Genomic DNA, 24,184 nt, shown 5'->3' with positions numbered 1-24,184 from the left:
CTAAAGATCATAAATAACATAATGATCTTCTTAGGCTATTTACGTTTATCCACAGTAGATCGTGATCCTAATAAAAGATCTAATAAAGAGATCTTTAAATAAAAAGATCTTATTTATATTAAGCAAGGATCATATAACTTGCCTCTTTGCAAAACTCGAGTAAAATTCATCCCCCAAGACATTTTTAACACTAAGGTTCATACATGTTTTACCCAGAACTATTTGACGTCATTATTATTGGTGGAGGCCACGCTGGTACTGAAGCAGCTATGGCTGCTGCTCGTATGGGACGTCAAACTTTACTCCTAACCCATAACATTGATACTTTGGGTCAAATGTCATGCAATCCAGCTATCGGCGGAATAGGTAAAGGACATCTGGTTAAAGAAATTGATGCCTTAGGTGGCATTATGGCTATTGCAACTGATAAAGCGGGGATCCAATTTAGAACGCTCAATGCAAGTAAAGGACCAGCAGTGCAAGCAACAAGAGCTCAAACTGATCGTGTACTTTATAAGCAAGCGATTAGAAGTGCTCTAGAAAATCAAAATAATCTAATGATCTTTCAACAAGCTGTTGAAGACTTGATCATAGAAAACGATCAAATTATTGGCGTGATAACCAAAATGGGATTAAAATTTCACGCAAAATCTGTCGTACTAACAGTAGGTACCTTCCTTGACGGTAAGATCCACATAGGATTAGAAAATTATAGTGGAGGCAGAGCAGGTGATCCTCCTGCTATTAATCTATCGCATAGGTTAAGAGAACTACCTTTACGGGTAGATCGACTTAAAACAGGTACACCGCCTAGAATAGATGCAAGAACTATCGATTTTGCCCAATTAGCTCCGCAATTTGGTGATGATCCTACACCTATTTTCTCTTTTATTGGAGCTGCGGAGCAACACCCACAACAATTACCTTGCTACATAACTTATACGAATGAAAAAACTCACCAGGTGATCCGTGATAATTTAGATCGTAGTCCTATGTATGCAGGTATTATTGAAGGAATCGGTCCCCGTTACTGCCCTTCTATTGAAGATAAAGTTATGCGATTTGCTGATCGTTCTGCACATCAAATCTTCCTTGAGCCAGAAGGTCTATCTAGCAATGAAATTTATCCTAATGGAATTTCTACTAGCTTACCTTTTGATGTACAAATGCAAATTATTCATTCAATGAAAGGTCTAGAAAATGCTCGTATTATTCGACCGGGATATGCTATTGAATATGATTTTTTTGATCCTCGAGATTTAAAACCCACTTTAGAAAGTAAATTTATCAAAGGGTTATTTTTTGCTGGTCAGATTAATGGAACGACTGGCTATGAAGAAGCCGCAGCACAAGGATTATTAGCCGGCCTTAACGCAGCTCGTTATGCTTTTGAACAAGAAGGGTGGTACCCTCGTCGTGATCAAGCCTACATTGGTGTTTTAGTTGATGATCTTTGTACACTAGGTACTAAAGAACCCTATAGAATGTTTACTTCACGAGCAGAATATCGTCTTATGCTGCGTGAAGACAACGCTGATCTTCGTTTAACGGAAAAAGGCTACGAACTTGGTTTAATCGATGAAAACCGTTGGCAAAAATTTTGTCGTAAAGTTGAATTAATAGAACGAGAACGCCAACGACTATGTAATCTTTGGTTACATCCTAATTCAGATAAAATTGGTGATCTTAATGAAGTGTTAACTGTTCCGCTTTCAAAAGAAGCGAATGGCGAAGATTTACTTCGGCGCCCTGAAATGAGTTACAAACTACTTACTTCGTTAAACTATTTTTCACCGGCAATTGATGATCCTCAAGTCACAAATCAAGTTGAAATTCAAGTAAAGTATGAAGGTTATATTACTCGTCAACAAGAAGAAATAGAGAGACAACTCCGTAATGAATATACTGCATTACCAACTAATCTAGACTACACGCAAATTACTGGTCTTTCTAATGAAGTCATTGCCAAGCTCAATGATCATAAACCTAGTTCTATCGGTCAAGCGTCGCGAATATCAGGTATTACGCCAGCCGCAATATCCATATTATTAGTTTGGTTAAAAAAACAAGGTTTATTACGTCGGAGTGCTTAAAATGAGCTTAATAACCTATTTTAAAACTTTATTAGATAAAACAGATATTATTTTGACAAATCAGCAAATACAGCAGCTAATTGCCTATATTGAATTATTAAATAAATGGAATAAAACATATAATTTAACTTCAGTTAGATCACCTGAACAAATGATTATTCGTCATATTTTAGATAGCATAATTGTAGATAAATATCTTGTTGGTAAACGATTTATTGATGTTGGAACAGGCCCTGGATTACCGGGTATACCACTTGCTATTGTTCGCCCGAATGCTCATTTCACACTGTTAGATAGTTTGGGAAAACGAGTCAGATTTTTACGACAAATACAACATGAATTGATGCTTAAAAACATAGAGCCTATCCAAAAACGAGTTGAACAATACCAACCGGTAGAAAAATTTGATGGCATTATAAGCCGGGCATTTGCTTCATTGCAGGATATGCTTTCTTGGTGTCAGCATCTTCCAAAGCAAAACGGAGGGCAATTCTATGCACTTAAAGGAACACTTTCCACAAATGAAATATCAACTTTTCCAGCTAATTTTAAGCTAAATAAAATTATTTCATTGGATGTACCTGGCCTCGATGAACAGCGACATTTAGTGATGTTGGGGTTCAATTAATATTGTTTTTGATCAAAAAAAGTGACATTTTTTGGTCATAAAAAATAAATTTTTAAATGTTACTGTAATTTTTATATTAAAATTTTAAAAAGAAATGATGTTAACTTTTCTGTTACATATTAGTAACTGAAAGAGATGATAAATTTATTGTATTCTTACATTATTAATTAGTTACATAAAAATATCTAAATGTATTTTTCCTATTTATTTTCAATAAAAAAATAATTAGTATTTCAGAAATAATTTTTTATCTTTGATTTTTCAATTTTTTTATTCGATTTTTTTTTAAGTAAATAAATAACCATATTGAAATGTGATAAAGATCATATTTCCAAAATTAATATAATTAAATAATAGTAATTAAATTGACTTAAATTTGTTTATTTTCGTGTTGGATCGAAAAATTTAAATATTTGTTCACGTTTTCGCTACTTATAGATTGAATTCATTTTTAGGGGCCGTATAATTTGCAGGTTTTTGTCTCTTGACACTCTTGAACAAAGACAGTTTTATACGCACTCAGCAATTAAAGATTTAAAATACTGGGAGAAAAAATAAGAGTCATGTCTGTATCCCTCTACAACGGTAAAATTGCTTTAAAACTGTTGTTATTTCAGTTAATGGCGCTTGTAATCCTGAGTATGGCTTTCTACATGAATAGTGTAGAATGGTGCTTATCTGCTTTTGCGGGTGGGTTCGCATGTTGGTTACCTAATGCTTTGTTTATGCTGTTAATACGTTATCAAAAGGCAGTGAAAAAAGATGTTCCTATTCACATTGCATGGTTTTTTACCATTGGTGAGGGAGTCAAAGTTATTATAACAATAACTGTGTTGGTAATTGCTTTGAGTATATTTAAAGCAGAATTTTTGCCATTAGGTTTGACCTATTTAGCTATGTTGATTATTCACATCATTACACCAGTTGTAATTAGATAGTGAGCATTTTTAAACAACAAAAGGGTAAAAGACATCATGTCTGCATCAGGAGAAGTGATGACTGCGGGAAGTTACATAGGACACCATCTAAATAATCTTCAGTTGGACCTGCGTACCTTCAAATTAGTTGATCCCCATAACAACAATGATCCAACGTTTTGGACGTTAAATATTGACTCGCTTTTTTTCTCAGTTGTCCTTGGAATCATCTTCTTGTGGCTCTTTAGAAAAATTGCCATTAATGCAACCAGTGGCGTACCTGGTAAATTACAAACTGCAATAGAATTAGTTATCGGTTTTGTCGATAATACCGTTCGTGATATGTATCATGGTAAGAGCAAAGTCATTGCACCTTTAGCGTTGACGGTGTTTGTTTGGGTGTTGTTAATGAATACCATGGATTTGTTGCCAATCGATTTACTTCCCTATATAGGAGAACATTACCTGGGATTGCCTGCATTGCGTGTTGTTCCAACCGCGGATGTAAGCATTACTATGTCAATGGCGATTGGTGTATTTATCTTGATCATTTTCTACAGTATCAAAATGAAAGGATTAAGTGGATTTACGAAAGAGTTAACTTTACAACCATTCAATCATCCTATTTTCATTCCTGTCAATTTGATTTTAGAAGGTGTTAGCCTGCTGTCTAAACCAGTATCTTTAGGTTTACGATTATTCGGTAATATGTATGCAGGTGAATTGATCTTCATTCTTATTGCGGCTTTGTTGCCTTGGTGGTCACAGTGGATACTTAACCTACCTTGGGCGATTTTCCATATACTGATTATTACGTTGCAAGCCTTTATTTTTATGGTTCTAACCATCGTTTATTTATCGATGGCGTCAGAAGAACATTAATTTCAACTTACGAATTGATATTTATTTAACTGAAACAAACTGGAGACTGTCATGGAAAACCTAAATATGGATCTGCTGTACATGGCTGCCGCTGTAATGATGGGATTAGCAGCGATTGGTGCTGCAATTGGTATCGGCATCCTGGGAGGAAAATTCTTAGAAGGCGCTGCTCGCCAGCCAGATTTGATTCCTCTATTACGTACGCAGTTCTTTATTGTTATGGGCTTAGTTGATGCCATTCCGATGATTGCTGTTGGTCTAGGGCTATATGTGATGTTCGCAGTTGCTTGATAATGCAAGCTAAATGGGAAAGAACATTAATATGTTAATTTTTAAAGAGGTATTGTGCGATGAATCTTAATGCGACAATCCTCGGCCAGGCTATTGCATTTGTCCTGTTTGTTTTGTTTTGTATGAAGTATGTATGGCCACCAATCATGGCGGCGATTGAAAAACGTCAAAAAGAAATTGCTGATGGTTTATCTTCTGCAGAGCGAGCGAAAAAAAACTTGGACTTGGCGAAAGCTGATGCGACCGAACGACTGAGAAAAGCAAAAGCAGAAGCAAAAATCATTATTGATCAAGCTAATAAGCAACGAGCTCAAATGATTGAAGAGGCTAAAGCTGAAGCTGAAACTGAACGTAACAAGATCGTTGCTCAGGCGCAGATTGAAATTGATGCTGAGCGTAAGCGTGCACGTGAAGAGTTACGTAAACAAGTTGCTATGTTAGCTATTTCAGGTGCAGAAAAAATAATTGAACGTTCCGTTGATGTAGCTGCTAATAGCGACATCGTTGATAAATTGGTCAACGAACTGTAAAGGAGGAAAGGGGCATGTCTGAAATTACTACGGTTGCTCGCCCCTATGCCAAAGCAGCTTTTGATTTTGCTGTAGAAAACCAGTGTGTTGATAAATGGCAAAATATGCTCAGTTTTATTGCTGAAGCAACCCGTAATCAACAAATAGGTGAGCTGCTTTCTGGTTCAATAGCGCCAGAAACATTAGCGAAAACATTTATCACTATTTGTGGTGATGAAATCGATGAACATGTTCGAAATCTAATTCGCATTATGGCTGAAAACGGGCGTCTTAGTACGTTACCAGAGGTTTTGAAGCAATTCATACAATTACGCGCTTTTCTGGTGTCAACCGTTGATATTGACGTCATTTCTGCCACTGAGCTAAATGAAAAACAGCAATTTAAAATTTCTGCAGCGATGGAAAAACGTCTGTCACGTAAAGTTAAGCTGAATTGCAAAATTGATAAGTCTGTTATCGCAGGAGTCATTATCCGCGCCGGAGACCTGGTTATTGATGGTAGCGTGCGTGGTCGTATTGAGCGTTTAACTGACGTCTTGCAGTCTTAAGGGGATTGGAGCATATGCAACTGAATTCCACCGAAATCAGTGAACTGATCAAGCAACGTATTGCTCAGTTTGATGTAGTGAGTGAAGCTCACAATGAAGGTACAATTGTTTCTGTTAATGATGGGATCATCCGCATACACGGTTTAGCTGAAGTTATGCAAGGTGAAATGATCGCATTACCTGGTAATCGTTATGCTATTGCACTCAATTTAGAGCGTGACTCAGTTGGTGCCGTAGTCATGGGACCCTATGCCGACTTAGCAGAAGGTATGAAAGTCAAGTGTACAGGTCGTATTCTTGAAGTACCTGTAGGTAGAGGATTACTTGGGCGAGTTGTTAATACGCTGGGTGAACCTATTGATGGTAAAGGGCCTGTTGAGCACGATGGGTTCTCTGCCGTTGAAGTTATTGCACCTGGCGTTATTGATCGTCAATCGGTTGATCAACCTGTACAAACAGGATACAAATCGGTTGATGCTATGATTCCTATTGGACGTGGTCAACGTGAATTAATCATTGGTGATCGCCAAACCGGTAAAACGGCATTAGCTGTTGATGCCATTATTAATCAGCGTGATACAGAAATAAAATGTATTTATGTAGCAATTGGGCAAAAAGCCTCAACTATTGCTAATGTGGTACGTAAACTAGAAGAGCACGGTGCACTCGAGAATACGATAGTTGCTGTTGCTACCGCTTCTGAATCTGCTGCATTACAATACCTTGCGCCATACGCTGGCTGTGCAATGGGTGAATATTTTAGGGATCGTGGCGAGGATGCATTAATTATTTATGATGATCTCTCCAAACAAGCGGTTGCTTATCGACAAATTTCGCTATTGCTACGGCGTCCTCCTGGACGTGAAGCTTACCCGGGTGATGTTTTTTATCTCCATTCTCGTTTACTCGAGCGTGCTGCGCGTGTTAATGCTGAATACGTTGAAAAATTTACTAATGGTGAAGTAAAAGGCAAAACGGGTTCATTAACGGCATTACCGATTATCGAAACTCAAGCAGGTGATGTTTCAGCATTCGTACCCACTAATGTTATTTCAATCACCGATGGGCAAATTTTCTTGGAGTCTAACTTGTTTAATGCGGGGATTCGCCCGGCAGTTAACCCAGGAATTTCAGTATCACGTGTAGGTGGCGCGGCTCAGACTAAGATTATCAAAAAATTATCTGGTGGCATTCGTACCGCGTTGGCACAGTATCGCGAGTTAGCTGCATTTTCACAATTTGCTTCTGATTTAGATGATGCGACCCGTAAGCAACTTAATCACGGACAGAAAGTTACTGAATTGTTGAAACAAAAACAGTATGCACCAATGTCAGTTGCGCAGCAGGCGTTATCTTTATTTGCTGCTGAACGTGGTTATCTGGAAGATGTTGAACTAGCAAAAATTGGTGATTTTGAGACGTCATTGCTGGCTTATGCTACTCGTGAGCATTCTATCTTGCTGAAAGAAATTGATCAGACAGGTAAATATAACGATGAAATCAAAGCTAAGTTAAATGCGTTGCTCGATTCTTTTAAAGCAACTCAATCCTGGTAATTCTATTCGGCCTTTATTGAGACCGTTTGGTTAATAAGGAGGAGCTGAAATGGCGGGCGCAAAAGAGATACGTTCTAAGATTGGTAGTGTACAGAACACACAAAAGATCACTAAAGCGATGGAGATGGTTGCCGCATCCAAAATGCGCAAAACACAGGATCGTATGGCAGCTAGTCGTCCTTATGCAGAAACTATGCGCAGTGTAATTGGCCACTTAGCGTTAGGTAATCTGGAATATAAACATCCCTATCTTAAAGAACGTGATGTTAAACGTATTGGTTATTTAATTGTTTCAACTGATCGTGGTTTATGTGGTGGCTTAAATATTAATTTATTTAAAAAATTACTGACAGAAATGAAAATGTGGACTGATAAGGGTGTTCAGGTTGATCTGGCATTAATTGGTTCTAAAGCAGTTTCATTCTTTAATTCAGTTGGTGGTAATATCGTTGCTCAGGTAACCGGAATGGGAGATGATCCTTCTCTGTCCGATCTTATCGGTCCCGTGAAAATTATGTTAGAAGCATATGATGAAGGGCGTCTAGATAAGTTGTATGTGGTAACTAACAAATTTGTTAATACCATGACTCAAGTACCAACTATTACTCAATTATTGCCTCTACCTGCGGGTGATGATGAAACATTGAAAAAGAAATCTTGGGATTATTTATATGAACCTGATCCTAAGACACTAATGGATACCCTGCTGCGTCGTTATATCGAATCACAGGTTTATCAGAGCGTCGTTGAAAACTTAGCTAGTGAACAGGCTGCTCGAATGGTAGCAATGAAAGCTGCTACTGATAATGGTGGTAACCTGATCAAGGAGTTGCAGTTGGTTTACAATAAGGCTCGTCAAGCCAGTATTACTCAGGAACTTACCGAAATAGTTTCGGGAGCTGCCGCAGTTTGATGGTTAGATTTACGAATTACGTAGAGGATTCAAGATGGCTACTGGAAAGATTATCCAGGTAATCGGCGCCGTAGTGGATGTCGAATTTCCTCAAGATGCGGTACCTAAAGTGTACGACGCGCTTGAGGTAATAAATGGTAAAGAAAAACTAATTTTAGAAGTTCAGCAGCAATTAGGTGGCGGCGTTGTTCGTTGCATTGCGATGGGGACTTCTGATGGTTTAAGACGTGGTTTAGACGTTGTTGATTTAGCTCACCCAATTGAAGTGCCTGTCGGTAAAGCGACCTTGGGGCGCATCATGAATGTGCTAGGTGATCCTATCGATATGAAAGGTGATATCGGTGAAGAAGAACGTTGGGCTATTCATCGTGCCGCACCCAGTTATGAAGATTTATCTAATTCAACAGAATTACTCGAAACCGGTATCAAAGTTATGGATCTTATTTGCCCATTTGCTAAAGGGGGTAAAGTAGGATTATTTGGTGGTGCAGGTGTTGGTAAAACAGTAAATATGATGGAACTTATTCGTAATATTGCGATTGAGCATTCCGGTTATTCTGTTTTTGCCGGTGTCGGCGAGCGGACTCGTGAAGGTAATGATTTCTATCACGAAATGACAGATTCAAATGTATTGGATAAAGTTTCTCTGGTTTATGGTCAGATGAATGAACCACCTGGAAACCGTCTACGTGTTGCGTTAACTGGATTGACGATTGCTGAGAAGTTTCGTGATGAAGGACGGGATGTATTGTTATTTATCGACAACATCTATCGCTATACATTAGCAGGAACAGAAGTGTCGGCCTTACTAGGTCGTATGCCTTCGGCAGTAGGTTATCAACCTACCTTAGCGGAAGAGATGGGTGTATTACAGGAGCGTATTACATCAACTAAAGCGGGTTCTATTACCTCTGTTCAAGCAGTATATGTTCCTGCCGATGATTTGACCGATCCTTCACCAGCAACGACTTTTGCTCATCTGGATGCAACGGTTGTTCTTAGTCGTCAAATTGCGTCATTAGGTATTTATCCTGCAGTTGATCCATTGGACTCAACTAGTCGGCAGCTTGATCCATTGGTTGTAGGACAAGAGCATTATGACGTAGCACGTGGTGTTCAGTCTATTTTACAGCGTTATCAAGAATTGAAAGATATCATTGCGATTCTGGGAATGGATGAGCTATCTGAAGAAGATAAGTTGGTTGTTGCGCGTGCTCGTAAAATCCAGCGCTTCCTATCTCAGCCATTCTTTGTGGCTGAAGTTTTCACCGGTTCACCGGGAAAATTTGTTTCTTTAAAAGATACTATCCATGGCTTTAAAGGTATTTTGAATGGTGATTATGATCATCTGCCTGAACAAGCGTTCTATATGGTAGGTACTATCGAAGAAGCGGTAGAAAAAGCGAAAAGTTTATAATGTCGCTGGTGGGAGGTTAATATGGCTGCAATGACATACCATCTGGTTGTGGTAAGCGCTGAAAAGCAGATGTTTGACGGCCTTGTCCAGAAAATTCAGGTGACAGGCAGCGAAGGGGAATTGGGGATCTATCCACAACATACGCCGCTGTTAACTGCCATTAAGCCTGGTATGATACGTATTACTAAACAGTTTAATGAAGAAGAATTGATCTATCTTTCTGGTGGTATCCTTGAAGTTCAACCAAATGGTGTTATTGTATTGGCTGATACAGCAATCCGTGGCAAGGATTTGGATGAAGCTAAGGCATTAGAATCTAAACGTAAAGCGGAAGAGCATATTCGTAAAGCCCATGCTGATGTCGATTATGCTCAAGCATCGGCTGAATTAGCGAAAGCAATTGCTAAATTACGTGTCATCGAGCTGATGAAAAAATGAGATAATCCTAAGTAATTATTAAAAAAAATAGTTGTCTCTTTACAATTATTTTTATAAAAATTAGGTAAATACAGGGAGTGAGACAATTTATTTATGTTTCGCTCCTTTTCTTTTATATAGATAGTAAGCTTTTTTATTTGAACGAAATATGTAGTAATTTGTTCAATAAATAGTTTTACTTTTACCTAACTGATGGAGTTATTAGGTTTTTATGTCTATGAACGCAAAAAGTGTTGTGATCCTCGCGGCGGGAAAAGGTACTCGCATGTATTCTGACTTACCTAAAGTTTTACATCCCCTGGCTGGCAAACCAATGATACAGCATGTTATTGACACGTCATTATCACTTGGGGCCGTTAATATTCATTTAGTTTATGGTCATGGTGCTGATTTAATTAAATTAGCTTTAGCTAATCAACCTGTTAATTGGATCTTACAGGCAGAACAATTAGGAACCGGGCATGCAATGCAGCAAGCAGCACCTTATTTTGCTGATAATGAAGATATCCTCATGCTTTACGGTGATTCTCCACTGATCACAAAAGAAACACTTGAACGATTAATAGACGCTAAGCCCGACGGAGGAATAGGGTTATTGACGGCAATCGTTAATGAACCGACCGGATATGGGCGTATTATTCGTGAAAGAGGCCAAGTAATTGGTATTGTTGAACAAAAAGATGCAACAGAAGAACAAGTTAAAATTAACGAAATTAATACCGGTATATTAGTTGCTAATGGTGGTGATTTAAAACGATGGCTGAAAAAGCTTAATAATAACAATGCGCAAAACGAATATTATGTAACCGATATCATTTCATTGGCACATGAAGAAGGTTGTAAAATAAATGCTGTTCATCCTATCAAATTGAGTGAAATGGAAGGAGTGAATAACTGTTTACAGCTTTCAGCGCTTGAACGTATTTATCAACAAGAACAGGCAGAAAGATTATTATTAGCGGGTGTTATGATTATTGATCCTGCTCGTTTTGATTTGCGTGGGACATTAAAGCACGGGCGTAATGTAATTATCGATACTAATGTTATTATTGAAGGGGATGTTGTACTGGGTAACAATGTACATATTCATGCCGGCTGTATATTAAAAAATTGTACTATTGATGATAATTCAATTATTAGCCCTTACTCAGTTATAGAAGGGGCAGAATTATCTACCGCCTGTACTGTTGGCCCTTTTGCTCGTTTACGTCCGGGAACTAAGCTGGCAGATAAAGTGCATGTTGGTAATTTTGTTGAGGTTAAAAACGCCGCTTTAGGTGAGGGCTCTAAGGCTGGTCATTTAAGTTATTTAGGCGACGCTGAAATTGGTGCTGATGTTAATATTGGCGCAGGAACAATAACATGCAATTATGATGGGGCTAATAAATTTAAAACCACTATTGGTGATAATGTTTTCGTTGGCTCTGACACGCAATTAATTGCTCCGGTTACCATTGCTAACGGGGCAACTATTGGTGCAGGAACGACTTTAACTAACGATGTTAAAGAAAATGAACTTGTTATTAGTCGTATTAAACAGCGGCATATACTCAATTGGCAACGCCCGGTAAAGAAAAAATAGTCACAAATAAATAATGACGATTGATCATCTATTTTATAAAGAATAAACCCAATATCCACAGGCTTTGGGAACGGTAAAACCGAATATATTAATCAGGTTACGACAGCATAAGAGCAATATGCTCCTCTATTTTGGAATGAAAATCGATGTGTGGAATTGTTGGTGCAGTAGCACAACGTGATATAGCTGAAATTCTTATTGAAGGGCTTCGTCGACTGGAGTATCGAGGTTATGACTCTGCCGGTTTAGCCGTGGTTGATGATAAAGCGAATCTGACACGATTACGTGAAACCGGTAAAGTTCAGATCCTAGCTGATGAAGTGGAAAAACATGCGGTGATTGGCGGCACAGGTATTGCCCATACTCGTTGGGCCACTCATGGTCAGCCAAGCAAAAAAAATGCTCATCCGCATACATCGGAATATATTGCGGTTGTTCACAATGGAATTATTGAGAATTATCAAGAACTGCGTGAACAACTTAAAAAACAAAAATATGTTTTTACTTCAGAAACTGATACTGAGGTTATTGCACATTTAACCCATTGGGAATTACAAAAAGGTGGCACTTTGCTTGAAGTGGTACAGCGAGTTATCCCCCAGTTAAAAGGCGCTTATGGTACTGTCATTATGGATAGCCGTACTCCTGGATTACTAGTGGCTGCTCGTTCGGGTAGTCCTTTAATTATAGGTTTAGGTGTTGGTGAAAATTTTCTAGCATCTGATCAATTAGCGCTTTTGCCGGTTACACGTCGCTTTATCTACTTGGAGGAAGGTGATATTGCTGAAGTGACTCGTCGAACAGTGCGAATTTTTGATCAGCAAGGCATTGAAGTTGAACGGGAATCTATAGAATCCAATGTTCAGTATGATGCTGGTGATAAAGGAATTTATCGCCACTATATGCAAAAAGAGATCTATGAACAGCCTTTAGCAATAAAAAATACCTTAGAAGGTCGCTTTGATCAGCATGATAGTGTTATTTTTACCGAATTAGAAAAAAAAGCCCAAAATCTATTATCTCAGGTTGAACATATTCAAATTATTGCTTGTGGGACTTCATATAATGCCGGAATGGTTGCTCGTTATTGGCTTGAATCTTTAGCGGGTATACCCTGTGATGTTGAAATTGCTTCTGAATTCCGTTATCGAAAACCGGCACGGCGGAAAAATAGTTTATTGATCACGCTTTCTCAATCCGGTGAAACCGCCGATACTTTAGCTGCATTAAGATTATCGAAAGAGCTTGGTTATCTGGCATCGTTGGCAATATGTAATGTTTTCGGTTCTTCTTTAGTTCGTGAATCAGATTTTGCGTTAATGACAAAAGCTGGTGCAGAAATTGGCGTAGCATCCACCAAAGCGTTTACCACCCAATTGACGGTTTTATTATTGTTGGTTGCTTATCTGAGCCGCTTAAAAGATAAAAATATTGCTCTTGAGCGTGATATTGTGCACGCATTACATGCCCTACCTGCACGTATTGACAGTATGTTATCGCAAGAAAAAATAATTGAAGTTTTAGCAGAAGATTTTTCTGATAAAAATCATGCTCTTTTTTTGGGTCGTGGTGATCAATTTCCGATAGCGGTTGAAGGAGCGTTAAAGCTAAAAGAGATTTCTTATATTCATGCCGAAGCTTATGCAGCTGGTGAGTTGAAACATGGCCCACTAGCCTTGATTGATGCCGATATGCCCGTGATTATTATTGCGCCGAATAATGAATTACTAGAAAAGCTTAAATCTAATGTAGAAGAAGTTCGTGCCCGAGGAGGATCTCTTTATGTTTTTGCTGATAAAGATGCCGGTTTTGTTGACAGTGAAAATATGAAAATTATCCCATTACCCCATGTCGAAGAGTTAATTGCCCCGATATTTTATACCATTCCACTACAATTATTATCTTATTATGTAGCCTTAATCAAAGGCACGGATGTTGATCAACCAAGAAATTTAGCCAAATCTGTGACTGTTGAGTGAGTTCGATTCAAATATTGGTATTTAGGCTATCGTCAGTAAATTATTAAATATAATAGACTGAGATAGCTTTTATTTTTACATTTTGTTACCAATTTTATACTGAAAAATGCGCTTTGCTCTAGCGTATTTTTTTATAAGATTAAAAAATAGCAAGCTAAAATATTATTATTACGTTATTTTGATTATTGATTACCGAAAATAAATATTTTTATATTTAATAAGGTCATTAATATAATACCATCAATTATATAATACTCACAATTTATCGAGCTCTGAACGATAACAAAATAAGGAATGAAGGATGCGATTACGATTAAAGGGGATAGGGTGGTTTATTACTTCATTATTTTGCTTGTTTTTAGTCGTTGGTTGTAACAATAAAAAAGTCCCTGATGAGCAGAAAACAACGATTAAAGCAGAGATACCTGTACGTGGTGTATGGTTAACGACCGTATCTCGACTTGATTGGCCCTCCCTTTCATCGGTTAACCTTGATTCAGATCAGCGTAGAATTGAAGTACAGAAAAAAGAGCTAACTGATAAACTGGATAATTTAGTAAAAATAGGCATTAACACCGTTTTTTTTCAGGTTAAACCCGATGGTACAGCGCTTTATCGTTCTCATATTCTCCCTTGGTCTGACATGCTTACAGGTGTAGTCGGTAAAGACCCAGGATATGATCCGTTAGCGTTTATTATTGCTGAGGCGCATAAAAGAAATTTAAAAATACATGCTTGGTTAAATCCCTACCGCGTTTCAATGGATAAGCAACCAGAAACTATTGCTTCACTGCAAAAGACGCTTTCTTCTCCACCTGCAAGTGTTTATGTTTTACATAAAGATTGGATACGTACTGCCTACGACCGTTTTGTGCTTGATCCAGGCTTACCAGAGGTTCGTAATTGGATCACCAGTATTGTGGCTGAAATAGTTAGAAACTATGATATTGATGGAATTCAGTTTGATGATTATTTCTATTATGAAACACCTACTTCCAAACTTAATGATGATACAACATTTCAACAATATGGTCAGGGATTTTTAGATAAAGCCAGTTGGCGAAGAAATAATACTTTGTTGTTGATTCGAGAGGTTTCTTCAACAGTCCGTGCGTTAAAACCCAACATTGAATTTGGTATCAGTCCTGGCGGTGTTTGGCGAAATATTTCAGATGATCCACGAGGCTCTGATACTAAGGCGGGTGGACCTACTCATGACAAAGCCTATGCTGATACCCGACTATGGGTAAAAGAAGGTTTATTAGATTATATCGCCCCACAGATTTACTGGCCTTTTGCCCGCGAAATTGTGCGATATGATGTGATCGCAAAATGGTGGGCTGATGTAGTGAGATCGACTAACACTAAATTGTATATTGGAATGGCATTGTATAAAGTTGGCGTGCCATCTCAGGTGGAGCCTGATTGGTCGCTTGACGGCGGTGTCCCGGAACTAAAAAGGCAGCTCGATCTTAACGATCAATTACCGGAAATTAAAGGCCAGATCCTATTTAGAGAGGGACTTCTCCAGTCTTCTCCGCAAACGGAAGAGGCAGTAACATATCTTAGAACTCGTTGGCATCAATCTGCGCAGTAAAGTTGTTTACCTTTATTTTAAGTAAAACACCCTTAATAGGGGTGTTTTTGTTTTTATCAGTTATAAATAGATTTTTATTTATTAAATAATTAGTGTTAATGAATGGCGAAAATCATTTCAATTTGCGATTATTGTTTATAAATAACGATAACTTTACTTGAGCTTCAACGTTCAGATTGGATATAACAAAAATGAAAAATGTTGGATTTATTGGTTGGCGAGGAATGGTTGGTTCTGTACTGCTGCAACGAATGGCTGAAGAAGGTGATTTTGATAATATCAATCCTGTTTTTTTTACCACCTCTCAGCATGGTGAGCTGGCGCCAAAATATGGTCAACAGCAAGGAACACTGCAAGATGCTTTTGATCTTGATAGGCTGAAGGAATTAGAGGTAATAATTAGCTGTCAGGGGGGCGACTATACCGATCAAATTTACTCTAAACTACGTGCTAGCGGTTGGACAGGTTATTGGATAGATGCAGCATCTTCGTTACGGATGAAAGAGGATAGCATTATTATTCTTGATCCCGTGAATCGCCAACATATTGATAGAGGTTTAAATGAAGGGATAAAAACCTTTGTTGGCGGTAATTGTACGGTTAGTTTGATGTTAATGGCATTAGCTGGTTTATTTGCTGAAAACTTGATTGAATGGGTTTCGGTCGCAACCTATCAGGCGGCTTCTGGTGCGGGCGCGCGTAATATGCGTGAATTATTACTGCAAATGGGTGAGTTACATTCCCAGGTTGCTAATGAATTGCAAAATCCGGCGGCGGCGATTTTATCAATCGAGAAAAAAGTCACTGATTTCACGCGTAGCGGGAAAATGAATACAGAAGCAATTGGTGCGCCATTAGCCGGTAGTTTGATCCCCTGGATAGATAAACAACTGCCGAATGGTCAAAGCCGTGAGGAATGGAAAGGGCAGGCTGAAACTAACAAAATTATAAATACTGTTAGTCATGTTATTCCTGTCGATGGTTTATGTGTTCGTATTGGCGCATTGCGCTGTCATAGCCAGGCATTAACCTTAAAATTGAAAAAAAATGTTGCTACTGTGGATGTTGAGCAAATTTTGGCTGCACATAATGACTGGGTTCACGTTGTTCCTAATGAACGTGAATTAACCATTCAAGAGTTAACTCCTGCGGCAGTGACTGGAACCCTAAATGTTCCGATCGGGCGTTTGCGTAAATTAAATATGGGGCCAGAATATTTATCCGCTTTTACGGTTGGTGATCAGCTATTATGGGGAGCGGCAGAGCCGTTACGCCGTATGTTAAAAATATTAGATAAAGCTATCTAATAAAAAGCCCCAAGTTAGGCAGGGGGCTTTTATTTTGTTATTTAAAATTAGATGTCGATATTTTCAGCTTTTAATGCGTTTTCTTCAATAAAAGCTCTACGTGGCTCAACTGCATCACCCATTAGTGTGGTAAATAGTTGGTCAGTTGCGATGGCATCTTTAACGGTAACACGCATCATGCGGCGGGTATCTGGGTTCATAGTTGTTTCCCATAATTGTTCTGGATTCATTTCACCCAATCCCTTATAGCGTTGCACCATCAAACCACGGCGTGATTCTTTTGATAACCAATTCAATGCGTCTTCAAAGGATGAAATAGTTTGGCGACGTTCCCCTCTTTCCACATACGCACCATCCTCAATCAGATCGCCTATTAGCTGACCGATTTTAGTAATGCGCGTATATTCAATACCATGAATAAAATCCGAATCTAGATTGTAATCGGTATCAACGCCATGGGTTCTAATACGTAAAACCGGTTCAAATAATTGGTGTTCATGATTTTCATTGATATGGTAGCTATAAGTACTACCATGTTCTTCATTATCAGTTAGACGTTTAACTAATGTGTTGATCCAATCCTCTACTTTTGCTTTATCTTTCAAATCATCTTCTACCAAGGTAGGTTGATAAATAAGATTATTTAATAAAGCAAGTGGATAGACACGTTCTAATCGTTTGATGATTTTCTGCGCCGCATTATATTCAATAATTAACTTCTCCAATGGCTCGCCTTTCAATGCCGGAGCATGAGGGCTGGCATAGAGAGCGGCATTGTCTAATGCGATTGAGATCAAATATTCATTCATGGCTTCATCATCTTTTATATATTGCTCTTGCTTACCTTTTTTCACTTTATATAAAGGTGGCTGTGCAATATAGACATGGCCTCGCTCGATGATTTCTGGCATCTGACGATAGAAGAAAGTTAATAACAATGTCCGAATATGAGAGCCGTCAACATCGGCATCGGTCATGATAATGATGCTATGATAACGTAATTTATCAGGATCATATTCATCGCGTCCAATACCACAGCCTAAAGCGGTTATTAAAGTCGCGACTTCCTGCGAGGAGAGCATTTTATCGAAACGGGCTTTTTCCACATTAAGAATTTTACCTTTTAATGGTAAAATTGCCTGATTTTTCCGATTACGCCCCTGTTTGGCAGAACCGCCTGCAGAATCACCCTCCACTAAATAAAGTTCCGATAACGCCGGGTCACGTTCCTGGCAGTCAGCTAATTTGCCTGGTAATCCCGCTAGATCAAGCGCACCTTTACGGCGAGTCATTTCACGTGCTTTACGGGCAGCCTCGCGGGCACGGGCGGCGTCAATAATTTTACTAACAACGATTTTGGCGTCATTAGGATTTTCTAATAGATATTCGACCAGCCTCTCATTCATTAATGTTTCAACAACGGTTTTTACTTCGGAAGAAACTAGCTTATCTTTTGTTTGTGAAGAAAATTTTGGATCGGGAACTTTAACTGACACAACAGCTATTAAACCTTCACGGGCATCATCACCAGTAGCACTGACTTTGGCTTTTTTCTGGTAACCTTCTTTATCCATATAACTGTTCAGCGTACGTGTCATTGCGGTACGGAAACCAACCAGATGGGTGCCTCCATCTCGTTGTGGAATATTATTAGTAAAGCAATAAACATTTTCCTGGAAGCCATCATTCCATTGCATGGATATTTCTACATTAATGCCCTCTTTTTCAGCCGAAAAATAGAAAACGCTGGGATGAATTGGGGTTTTATTCCGGCTTAAATATTCTACAAAAGCTTTAATTCCACCTTCATAATGAAAATGGTCTTCTTTATTATCACGTTTATCGATTAAACGAATGGATATACCGGAATTGAGAAAAGAGAGCTCTCGTAACCGTTTTGCCAAAATATCGTATTCAAATTCGGTAACAGTTTTAAAGGTTTCCAAACTTGGCCAAAAACGAATATAGGTTCCCCGTTCATCAGTTTCGCCTGAAATTGTCAAAGGTGCTTGTGGAACACCTAATTGGTAAGTCTGTTCATGGATTTTTCCTTCACGACGGATCACCAACGATAATTTTTCTGATAAGGCATTAACGACAGAAACACCGACACCATGTAAGCCACCCGAAACTTTGTAAGAGTTATCATCAAATTTGCCTCCAGCATGGAGAACCGTCATGATGACTTCTGCGGCAGACACACCTTCTTCTTCATGAATATCGGTTGGAATACCTCGGCCATTATCGAGAACAGAGATGGAGTTATCGGTATGTATAGTTACAATAATATCGGTACAATATCCTGCCAAGGCTTCGTCGATAGCGTTGTCGACAACCTCGAAGACCATGTGATGAAGGCCTGTACCATCATCGGTATCACCGATATACATGCCTGGGCGCTTACGGACCGCGTCTAGCCCTTTTAATACCTTGATACTTGAGGAGTCATATGTATTCGACATCAACGTTTCTCGCTAATTTCTGATCCTATGGTTGAACTTCTATTTTGCCATGTTTTACGCAAAACATCCTGCTATTTCCATCTAACATATCTTTAACTTGCGCGATGGTAATCGCACTAACAAAGACCTGAGCTTGTGTCGCTTTAAGCCGTTCGGCTAATAATTGACGGCGATCCTTATCTAACTCAGAAGCAAAATCGTCTAATAGATATAAGCATCGTTGCCCACTCTGTTGGGTGAAATATTCACCTTGTGCTAATTTTAGTGCGCACATGAGTAATTTTAACTGTCCGCGGGATAGAACATCTTCAACAGCAATCCCTCCTGCACGGATCCGTAAGTCAGCTTTGTGTGGCCCTAATGCGGTATAGGTTAGCATTCGGTCACGTTCAAATTGCCTTACTAGTATATCTGAATAATCAGTTTCTTTATCCCATCCTCGTTGAAATGAGATGCTAAGTGAAAATTCAGGTAAGAACTGTTTACAGGTGTTTTCAATATCTTTCGCAATACCTGCAATATAATTGGCCCGCCATTGGCTTATTTTATGTGCCAGTGGGATCAGTTCATAATCCCAATGACGAAGCTCATTATAACGTGTTACTTGGCGTAATGCTGCATTACGTTGCTTTAATAACCGTTTTAAATCAGACCAGGCAGCAAAAAACTGAGGTTCATTATGGAAACATCCCCAGTCAAGAAAAGCTCGGCGATATTTAGGGCCGCCATTTAATAAGGTAAAGCCTTCAGGGGTTATTAATTGCATTGGTAATAATTTGGCTAATTCAGCAATTTTATGCCCATCACTACCATCAATGCGAACCTTACTATCACCGCTACGATCTTTACTTAGCCCCAAAGTCAGTTCACGCGATTGAGGTTCTAGAGGAACAACACGGCCATGTAAAACAAAATTATCTTGTTCATGTCGAATGACTCGTGCTGCTTGAATACTACGGAAAGCCCTACCGTGCCCTAATGTATAGATCGCTTCAAGAATACTTGTTTTTCCACTGCCATTTGGCCCAATTAAAAAATTAAAACCCGTTGCTAATGATAGATCCGCACTTTCAATATTACGAAAGTCGCGGATAAGTAAACGCGAAAGCATCATAGAATTTATATATTATAGACGCATAGGCATAACAACATAAGCTGCTGCGTTATTGGCCATATCTTCGATTTGTACGCTTGAATTTGAATCAGTCAACAACAAATTAACCTGCTCACATTTTAGTGTATTTAATACATCGAGGATATAACTGACGTTAAAACCAATTTCTATCATCGGGCTTTGATAATTAACATCAACAATCTCTTCGGATTCTTCCTGTTCGGGATTGTTTGCTGTAATTCTAAGTTGATTTTCACTTATATAGAGGCGAACACCGCGAAATTTTTCATTAGATAAAATTGCTGCTCGTGAAAATGCTTGTTTTAGTTTATCACAATCTGCGGTCAATGTTTTATCCGGATTTTTGGGCAGAACACGTCGATAATCAGGAAAACGGCCATCAACCAGTTTGGAGGTGAAAATAAAATCACCCACACGAGCTCGAATATTGTTACTACCAATCTGTAACTTAAGTAACTCGTCGCTACTATCCAGTAATCGCATAAATTCTACCACCCCTTTGCGAGGAACAATCACTGAATGGGTTGGTAAATCCTTATCAATATTGAGTGAACAGACAGCTAAACGATGGCCATCGGTAGCGACAGTGCGTAACTCTTGTCCTTCAGTTTCAAATAGCATGCCATTAAGATAATAGCGCACATCTTGGTGTGCCATTGAAAATTGGGTAGCTTCAATGAGTCGTTTTAAGGTAGTTTGAGGCAATTCAAATTCGACTTCACTTTGCCAATCATCCAGGTTTGGAAAATCAGCGGCCGGAAGAGTCGAAAGCGAAAAACGGCTACGGCCAGAGCGTACAAGCAGACGATCTCCTTCAAGTGAGACCTTGATTTCTGCGCCATCGGGTAACCCACGCCAAATATCGAAAAATTTACGAGCAGGTACAGTGATTGAACCATTTTCACCTGGTTGTGTTAGTGTCACCTTTGCGACCATTTCTACTTCTAGATCGGTACCCGTTAATGAAAGTATATTTTCACTAACTTGCAGTAATAAATTACCTAAGATAGGTAATGTAGGGCGCCCACCAAGAGGACCACTGACTTGTTGCAGTGGTTTGAGTAATTGTTCACGTTCAATAGTAAATTTCATAGCATTAGGATGATAATGTTCTGATTAAGTTAGAAAAATCCTCTTTGATGTCGTGACTTTCTTCCCGTAATTGCTCGATTTTTCGACAAGCATGAAGCACGGTTGTATGATCTCGTCCACCAAAGGCATCCCCAATTTCGGGCAAACTATGGTTTGTCAGCTCTTTTGCTAATGCCATTGCCATTTGCCTCGGACGCGCCACAGAACGGGAACGGCGCTTTGATAACAAGTCGGCAACTTTAATTTTGTAATATTCAGCAACGGTTTTTTGAATATTATCGATAGTGACAAGTTTTTCTTGTAATGCGAGTAGGTCGCGTAATGCTTCGCGAACAAAATCAATGGTAATTGCACGACCGGTAAAATTAGCGTTGGCAATAACTCGATTCAATGCTCCTTCCAACTCTCGAACGTTGGAGCGCAAACGTTTAGCAATAAAGAAAGCGACTTCATCAGGCAATTGGATCTGATTTTCGTCGGCTTTTTTCATCAAAATAGCAACGCGTGTTTCCAGCTCTGGTGGTTCAATCGCAACCGTTAATCCCCAGCCAAAACGAGATTTTAGTCGATCTTCAACCCCATTAATTTCTTTAGGATAGCGATCTGAAGTTAGAATGATTTGCTGGTTACCTTCGAGTAAAGCATTAAAGGTATGAAAAAATTCTTCTTGAGAACGCTCTTTATTAGCAAAAAATTGAATGTCATCAATTAATAATGCATCTACCGAGCGATAATAACGTTTAAAATCTTCAATAGCATTATTTTGTAATGCCTTAACCATATCTTGGACAAAACGCTCAGAATGCATATAAACTACTTTGGCATTCGCTTTGCGCGCCATGATGTTATTACCTACTGCATGAAGCAGGTGAGTTTTACCTAATCCTGTACCCCCATAAAGGAAAAGTGGATTATAAGCTCCTCCAGGATTGTCTGCTACTTGGCTGGCAGCGGCACGAGCAAGTTGGTTTGATTTACCTTCGACAAAGTTATTGAATGTGTGCTTAGGGTTCACATTTGAACGATAGGCGATTTCAGGTTGAACTTGTGTATTGTCCCAACTAGGACGTATTGTTGAATTTATTGGCGTCGAAATGGTTTTATTTGCTGCGGTATGCGTTGAAGCACCGCTTGGCGTTATTTGCGGTTTATTACCCACTTCGAATTTCAATGCAGGCACATCAGAACCACAAAAATCACTCAATAATTCATTAATATTATTGATGTATTTATCTCTTACCCAATCTAATACGAAACGGTTAGGAGCATAGAGTGCTAATGTGTTATCACTCAATTCTGCCTGGAGAGGGCGTATCCACATACTGAATTCTGTGGCAGGTAACTCATCCTGCAATCGGGCAAGACATTGCTGCCAAAGTGAAAATGACACGACGGACTCCCCTAAAACAAGACCAATGGAAAATTATTAAATTTAATAGGTAATAAAAACTGTTAATACCTCAGAAAAGATTTACCGAAAATTTGTGCGATAAAGGATATCAGCTTGTACAAGCTATGATCTCAGTACACTATAATAGATCATAACGCAAAATTTGAATAAGATCCTCACTCTTTTACACAGTTTTAGCACTTTTTATCCACAGGATTAAATTTAGGATCAAGATGTATAAAATGAATAAGGAAGCATAAAGAATACTAGCACATATATTAGATATACATAACACCTAGTAACAGATAACTTTAGATCAAACTTGGCAATTAGTCTCTATCTTGAGCTAAATAATTTTTTGATCTTTTAATGATCCTTGAGATTTCTATGAGAATCCGTATAATTTTGCACCTTGTGTGTGATATCATCATTTTTCCAGTTTTCTGGCAGTGCTTGGTAAGAAAGAAAAGTAGGGTATTAGTTTAAGTTTTATAGTAGCTAATGGGGGAGAAAAGCGTCGAATTTGTCTCCTGCATTGCGTAATGCTAGATATTTTATTACAATCCTGCCTCTTTGCTATATTGGTGTTGTTACGATTGGATATACCAGTATTGTTTGTTCCACTGGTCACCCACGAATTTACTGAATCAATAATAACTATTTTGTTAAGTTAGGTAGAAACCGCTATGAAACGCACTTTTCAACCGTCCGTACTAAAACGCAACCGTTCTCACGGTTTCCGTGCTCGTATGGCCACTAAAAATGGTCGTCAGGTTTTGGCTCGTCGTCGTGCTAAAGGCCGCGCTCGTCTGACCGTTTCTTCAAAGTAATAACCCTATCGAAGTGGTTATGCTTGCTTTTCCTAGGGAGTTAAGATTATTAACTCCCAGGCATTTTGATTATGTCTTTCAGCAGCCACAAAGGGCGAGTTCTCCAGAAATAACCATTCTTGGACGCCTAAATGAGCTGGGGTACCCGCGCATTGGTCTTACTATCGCAAAAAAAAATGTTAAACGCGCTCATGAACGCAATCGCATTAAGCGACTAACGAGAGAATATTTTCGTTTACATCAGCATGAGTTGCCTTCGATGGATTTTGTGATATTAGTAAGAAAGGGGGTAGCTGATTTGAATAATCAAGAAATCACCGAAACATTAGGCAAATTATGGCGTCGTCACTGTCGTTTGGCTCGCGGCTCTTAATCTCGCTAATAAGAGGTTATCAATTGCTAATAAGTCCATTATTAGGGCCCCGCTGCCGTTTCAACCCCACCTGCTCACAATATGGAATCGAAGTATTATCTCGATTTGGATTGATAAAAGGTGGTTGGTTAATGATGAAACGCGTATTAAAATGCCATCCTTTACATAGAGGTGGTGACGATCCCGTCCCACCTAGACAGAATGACCATAATAGAGAACATTAA

The 24,184-nt window shown here is 38.8% G+C and carries 22 protein-coding genes; 18 read left to right on the top strand and 4 right to left on the bottom strand.

The window, feature by feature from the left end; translation table 11 throughout:
• The first annotated feature begins 203 nt into the window (after positions 1-203).
• The 15 genes from mnmG to asd all read left to right on the top strand — a co-directional run bounded on the left by mnmG (position 204) and on the right by asd (position 16,678).
• Positions 204-2,093 (top strand): tRNA uridine-5-carboxymethylaminomethyl(34) synthesis enzyme MnmG, encoded by a 1,890-nt coding sequence (gene mnmG, locus H1X92_RS04970; RefSeq protein ID WP_180559115.1) that lies wholly within the window; start codon positions 204-206, stop codon positions 2,091-2,093.
• A 1-nt stretch (position 2,094) separates the two neighbouring features.
• A complete protein-coding gene (rsmG, locus tag H1X92_RS04965; RefSeq protein WP_180559114.1) occupies positions 2,095-2,721 on the top strand; it encodes a 16S rRNA (guanine(527)-N(7))-methyltransferase RsmG in 627 nt (208 codons plus the stop codon).
• Between the two features lie 563 nt (positions 2,722-3,284).
• Positions 3,285-3,659, top strand: coding sequence for a F0F1 ATP synthase subunit I (gene atpI / locus H1X92_RS04960; RefSeq protein WP_180559113.1), 375 nt, complete (start codon positions 3,285-3,287; stop codon positions 3,657-3,659).
• 36 nt (positions 3,660-3,695) lie between these two features.
• A complete protein-coding gene (gene atpB, locus H1X92_RS04955; protein ID WP_180559112.1) occupies positions 3,696-4,520 on the top strand; it encodes a F0F1 ATP synthase subunit A in 825 nt (274 codons plus the stop codon).
• A gap of 51 nt (positions 4,521-4,571) precedes the next feature.
• Positions 4,572-4,811 carry a F0F1 ATP synthase subunit C gene (gene atpE, locus H1X92_RS04950; RefSeq protein ID WP_000429386.1) on the top strand — a complete coding sequence of 80 codons (240 nt, stop codon included), beginning with the start codon at positions 4,572-4,574 and terminating at the stop codon, positions 4,809-4,811.
• A gap of 59 nt (positions 4,812-4,870) precedes the next feature.
• Positions 4,871-5,341, top strand: a complete 471-nt coding sequence (atpF, locus tag H1X92_RS04945) for a F0F1 ATP synthase subunit B (RefSeq protein WP_180559111.1) — start codon at positions 4,871-4,873, stop codon at positions 5,339-5,341.
• Between the two features lie 14 nt (positions 5,342-5,355).
• On the top strand, positions 5,356-5,889 hold the full coding sequence (atpH, locus tag H1X92_RS04940) for a F0F1 ATP synthase subunit delta (protein ID WP_180559110.1): 534 nt from the start codon (positions 5,356-5,358) through the stop codon (positions 5,887-5,889).
• 14 nt (positions 5,890-5,903) lie between these two features.
• Positions 5,904-7,445, top strand: a complete 1,542-nt coding sequence (atpA, locus tag H1X92_RS04935; RefSeq protein ID WP_180559109.1) for a F0F1 ATP synthase subunit alpha — start codon at positions 5,904-5,906, stop codon at positions 7,443-7,445.
• A 49-nt stretch (positions 7,446-7,494) separates the two neighbouring features.
• A complete protein-coding gene (gene atpG / locus H1X92_RS04930) occupies positions 7,495-8,358 on the top strand; it encodes a F0F1 ATP synthase subunit gamma (protein WP_180559108.1) in 864 nt (287 codons plus the stop codon).
• Between the two features lie 34 nt (positions 8,359-8,392).
• Positions 8,393-9,775, top strand: coding sequence for a F0F1 ATP synthase subunit beta (gene atpD, locus H1X92_RS04925; RefSeq protein ID WP_180559107.1), 1,383 nt, complete (start codon positions 8,393-8,395; stop codon positions 9,773-9,775).
• A 21-nt stretch (positions 9,776-9,796) separates the two neighbouring features.
• Positions 9,797-10,213: a F0F1 ATP synthase subunit epsilon gene (locus H1X92_RS04920; protein WP_180559106.1), complete on the top strand. Its 417-nt coding sequence runs from the start codon at positions 9,797-9,799 to the stop codon at positions 10,211-10,213.
• A 211-nt stretch (positions 10,214-10,424) separates the two neighbouring features.
• Positions 10,425-11,795 (top strand): bifunctional UDP-N-acetylglucosamine diphosphorylase/glucosamine-1-phosphate N-acetyltransferase GlmU, encoded by a 1,371-nt coding sequence (gene glmU / locus H1X92_RS04915; protein ID WP_180559105.1) that lies wholly within the window; start codon positions 10,425-10,427, stop codon positions 11,793-11,795.
• Positions 11,796-11,941: 146 nt separating this feature from the next.
• Positions 11,942-13,774, top strand: a complete 1,833-nt coding sequence (glmS, locus tag H1X92_RS04910) for a glutamine--fructose-6-phosphate transaminase (isomerizing) (RefSeq protein ID WP_180559104.1) — start codon at positions 11,942-11,944, stop codon at positions 13,772-13,774.
• Positions 13,775-14,075: 301 nt separating this feature from the next.
• The gene (locus H1X92_RS04905; RefSeq protein WP_180559103.1) at positions 14,076-15,371 is read left to right on the top strand and encodes a glycoside hydrolase family 10 protein; all 1,296 of its coding nucleotides are present in this window, start codon (positions 14,076-14,078) and stop codon (positions 15,369-15,371) included.
• Positions 15,372-15,562: 191 nt separating this feature from the next.
• A complete protein-coding gene (asd, locus tag H1X92_RS04900) occupies positions 15,563-16,678 on the top strand; it encodes an aspartate-semialdehyde dehydrogenase (RefSeq protein ID WP_180559102.1) in 1,116 nt (371 codons plus the stop codon).
• Between the two features lie 47 nt (positions 16,679-16,725).
• Here the strand turns inward: asd and gyrB are convergent, their stop codons facing one another.
• From gyrB to dnaA, 4 genes are read right to left on the bottom strand one after another with little or no spacing between them, the layout of a single operon-like run.
• Complete coding sequence (gyrB, locus tag H1X92_RS04895; RefSeq protein ID WP_180559101.1) at positions 16,726-19,140, bottom strand: DNA topoisomerase (ATP-hydrolyzing) subunit B; 2,415 nt, start codon at positions 19,138-19,140, stop codon at positions 16,726-16,728.
• Positions 19,141-19,165: 25 nt separating this feature from the next.
• A complete protein-coding gene (recF, locus tag H1X92_RS04890; protein ID WP_180559100.1) occupies positions 19,166-20,254 on the bottom strand; it encodes a DNA replication/repair protein RecF in 1,089 nt (362 codons plus the stop codon).
• A 12-nt stretch (positions 20,255-20,266) separates the two neighbouring features.
• Positions 20,267-21,367 carry a DNA polymerase III subunit beta gene (dnaN, locus tag H1X92_RS04885; protein ID WP_180559099.1) on the bottom strand — a complete coding sequence of 367 codons (1,101 nt, stop codon included), beginning with the start codon at positions 21,365-21,367 and terminating at the stop codon, positions 20,267-20,269.
• A 4-nt stretch (positions 21,368-21,371) separates the two neighbouring features.
• Positions 21,372-22,757, bottom strand: coding sequence for a chromosomal replication initiator protein DnaA (gene dnaA / locus H1X92_RS04880; protein ID WP_180559098.1), 1,386 nt, complete (start codon positions 22,755-22,757; stop codon positions 21,372-21,374).
• 686 nt (positions 22,758-23,443) lie between these two features.
• Here dnaA and rpmH point away from each other — a divergent pair.
• Genes rpmH through yidD form a run of 3 tightly spaced genes read left to right on the top strand, consistent with a single transcriptional unit; the run spans position 23,444 to position 24,184 of the window.
• On the top strand, positions 23,444-23,587 hold the full coding sequence (rpmH, locus tag H1X92_RS04875; RefSeq protein ID WP_004906236.1) for a 50S ribosomal protein L34: 144 nt from the start codon (positions 23,444-23,446) through the stop codon (positions 23,585-23,587).
• A 13-nt stretch (positions 23,588-23,600) separates the two neighbouring features.
• Positions 23,601-23,960, top strand: coding sequence for a ribonuclease P protein component (gene rnpA, locus H1X92_RS04870; protein ID WP_026822410.1), 360 nt, complete (start codon positions 23,601-23,603; stop codon positions 23,958-23,960).
• The gene (gene yidD / locus H1X92_RS04865; RefSeq protein ID WP_180559097.1) at positions 23,924-24,184 is read left to right on the top strand and encodes a membrane protein insertion efficiency factor YidD; all 261 of its coding nucleotides are present in this window, start codon (positions 23,924-23,926) and stop codon (positions 24,182-24,184) included. Before rnpA ends, yidD begins: the two co-directional genes overlap by 37 nt.

Origin of the sequence: Arsenophonus endosymbiont of Apis mellifera, from assembly GCF_903968575.1 — a bacterium.
Taxonomy (GTDB): Bacteria; Pseudomonadota; Gammaproteobacteria; order Enterobacterales; family Enterobacteriaceae; genus Arsenophonus; species Arsenophonus apicola.
This window is presented reverse-complemented; position numbering and strand designations above follow the sequence as displayed.

What these genes read in the sequence shown, in the direction of transcription:
- mnmG (WP_180559115.1), top strand. Translation starts at nt 204, where the DNA reads ATGTTTTACCCAGAACTATTTGACGTCATTATTATTGGTGGAGGCCAC.
- rsmG (WP_180559114.1), top strand. Translation starts at nt 2,095, where the DNA reads ATGAGCTTAATAACCTATTTTAAAACTTTATTAGATAAAACAGATATT.
- atpI (WP_180559113.1), top strand. Translation starts at nt 3,285, where the DNA reads ATGTCTGTATCCCTCTACAACGGTAAAATTGCTTTAAAACTGTTGTTA.
- atpB (WP_180559112.1), top strand. Translation starts at nt 3,696, where the DNA reads ATGTCTGCATCAGGAGAAGTGATGACTGCGGGAAGTTACATAGGACAC.
- atpE (WP_000429386.1), top strand. Translation starts at nt 4,572, where the DNA reads ATGGAAAACCTAAATATGGATCTGCTGTACATGGCTGCCGCTGTAATG.
- atpF (WP_180559111.1), top strand. Translation starts at nt 4,871, where the DNA reads ATGAATCTTAATGCGACAATCCTCGGCCAGGCTATTGCATTTGTCCTG.
- atpH (WP_180559110.1), top strand. Translation starts at nt 5,356, where the DNA reads ATGTCTGAAATTACTACGGTTGCTCGCCCCTATGCCAAAGCAGCTTTT.
- atpA (WP_180559109.1), top strand. Translation starts at nt 5,904, where the DNA reads ATGCAACTGAATTCCACCGAAATCAGTGAACTGATCAAGCAACGTATT.
- atpG (WP_180559108.1), top strand. Translation starts at nt 7,495, where the DNA reads ATGGCGGGCGCAAAAGAGATACGTTCTAAGATTGGTAGTGTACAGAAC.
- atpD (WP_180559107.1), top strand. Translation starts at nt 8,393, where the DNA reads ATGGCTACTGGAAAGATTATCCAGGTAATCGGCGCCGTAGTGGATGTC.
- H1X92_RS04920 (WP_180559106.1), top strand. Translation starts at nt 9,797, where the DNA reads ATGGCTGCAATGACATACCATCTGGTTGTGGTAAGCGCTGAAAAGCAG.
- glmU (WP_180559105.1), top strand. Translation starts at nt 10,425, where the DNA reads ATGTCTATGAACGCAAAAAGTGTTGTGATCCTCGCGGCGGGAAAAGGT.
- glmS (WP_180559104.1), top strand. Translation starts at nt 11,942, where the DNA reads ATGTGTGGAATTGTTGGTGCAGTAGCACAACGTGATATAGCTGAAATT.
- H1X92_RS04905 (WP_180559103.1), top strand. Translation starts at nt 14,076, where the DNA reads ATGCGATTACGATTAAAGGGGATAGGGTGGTTTATTACTTCATTATTT.
- asd (WP_180559102.1), top strand. Translation starts at nt 15,563, where the DNA reads ATGAAAAATGTTGGATTTATTGGTTGGCGAGGAATGGTTGGTTCTGTA.
- gyrB (WP_180559101.1), bottom strand. Translation starts at nt 19,140, where the DNA reads ATGTCGAATACATATGACTCCTCAAGTATCAAGGTATTAAAAGGGCTA.
- recF (WP_180559100.1), bottom strand. Translation starts at nt 20,254, where the DNA reads ATGATGCTTTCGCGTTTACTTATCCGCGACTTTCGTAATATTGAAAGT.
- dnaN (WP_180559099.1), bottom strand. Translation starts at nt 21,367, where the DNA reads ATGAAATTTACTATTGAACGTGAACAATTACTCAAACCACTGCAACAA.
- rpmH (WP_004906236.1), top strand. Translation starts at nt 23,444, where the DNA reads ATGAAACGCACTTTTCAACCGTCCGTACTAAAACGCAACCGTTCTCAC.
- yidD (WP_180559097.1), top strand. Translation starts at nt 23,924, where the DNA reads ATGGCGTCGTCACTGTCGTTTGGCTCGCGGCTCTTAATCTCGCTAATA.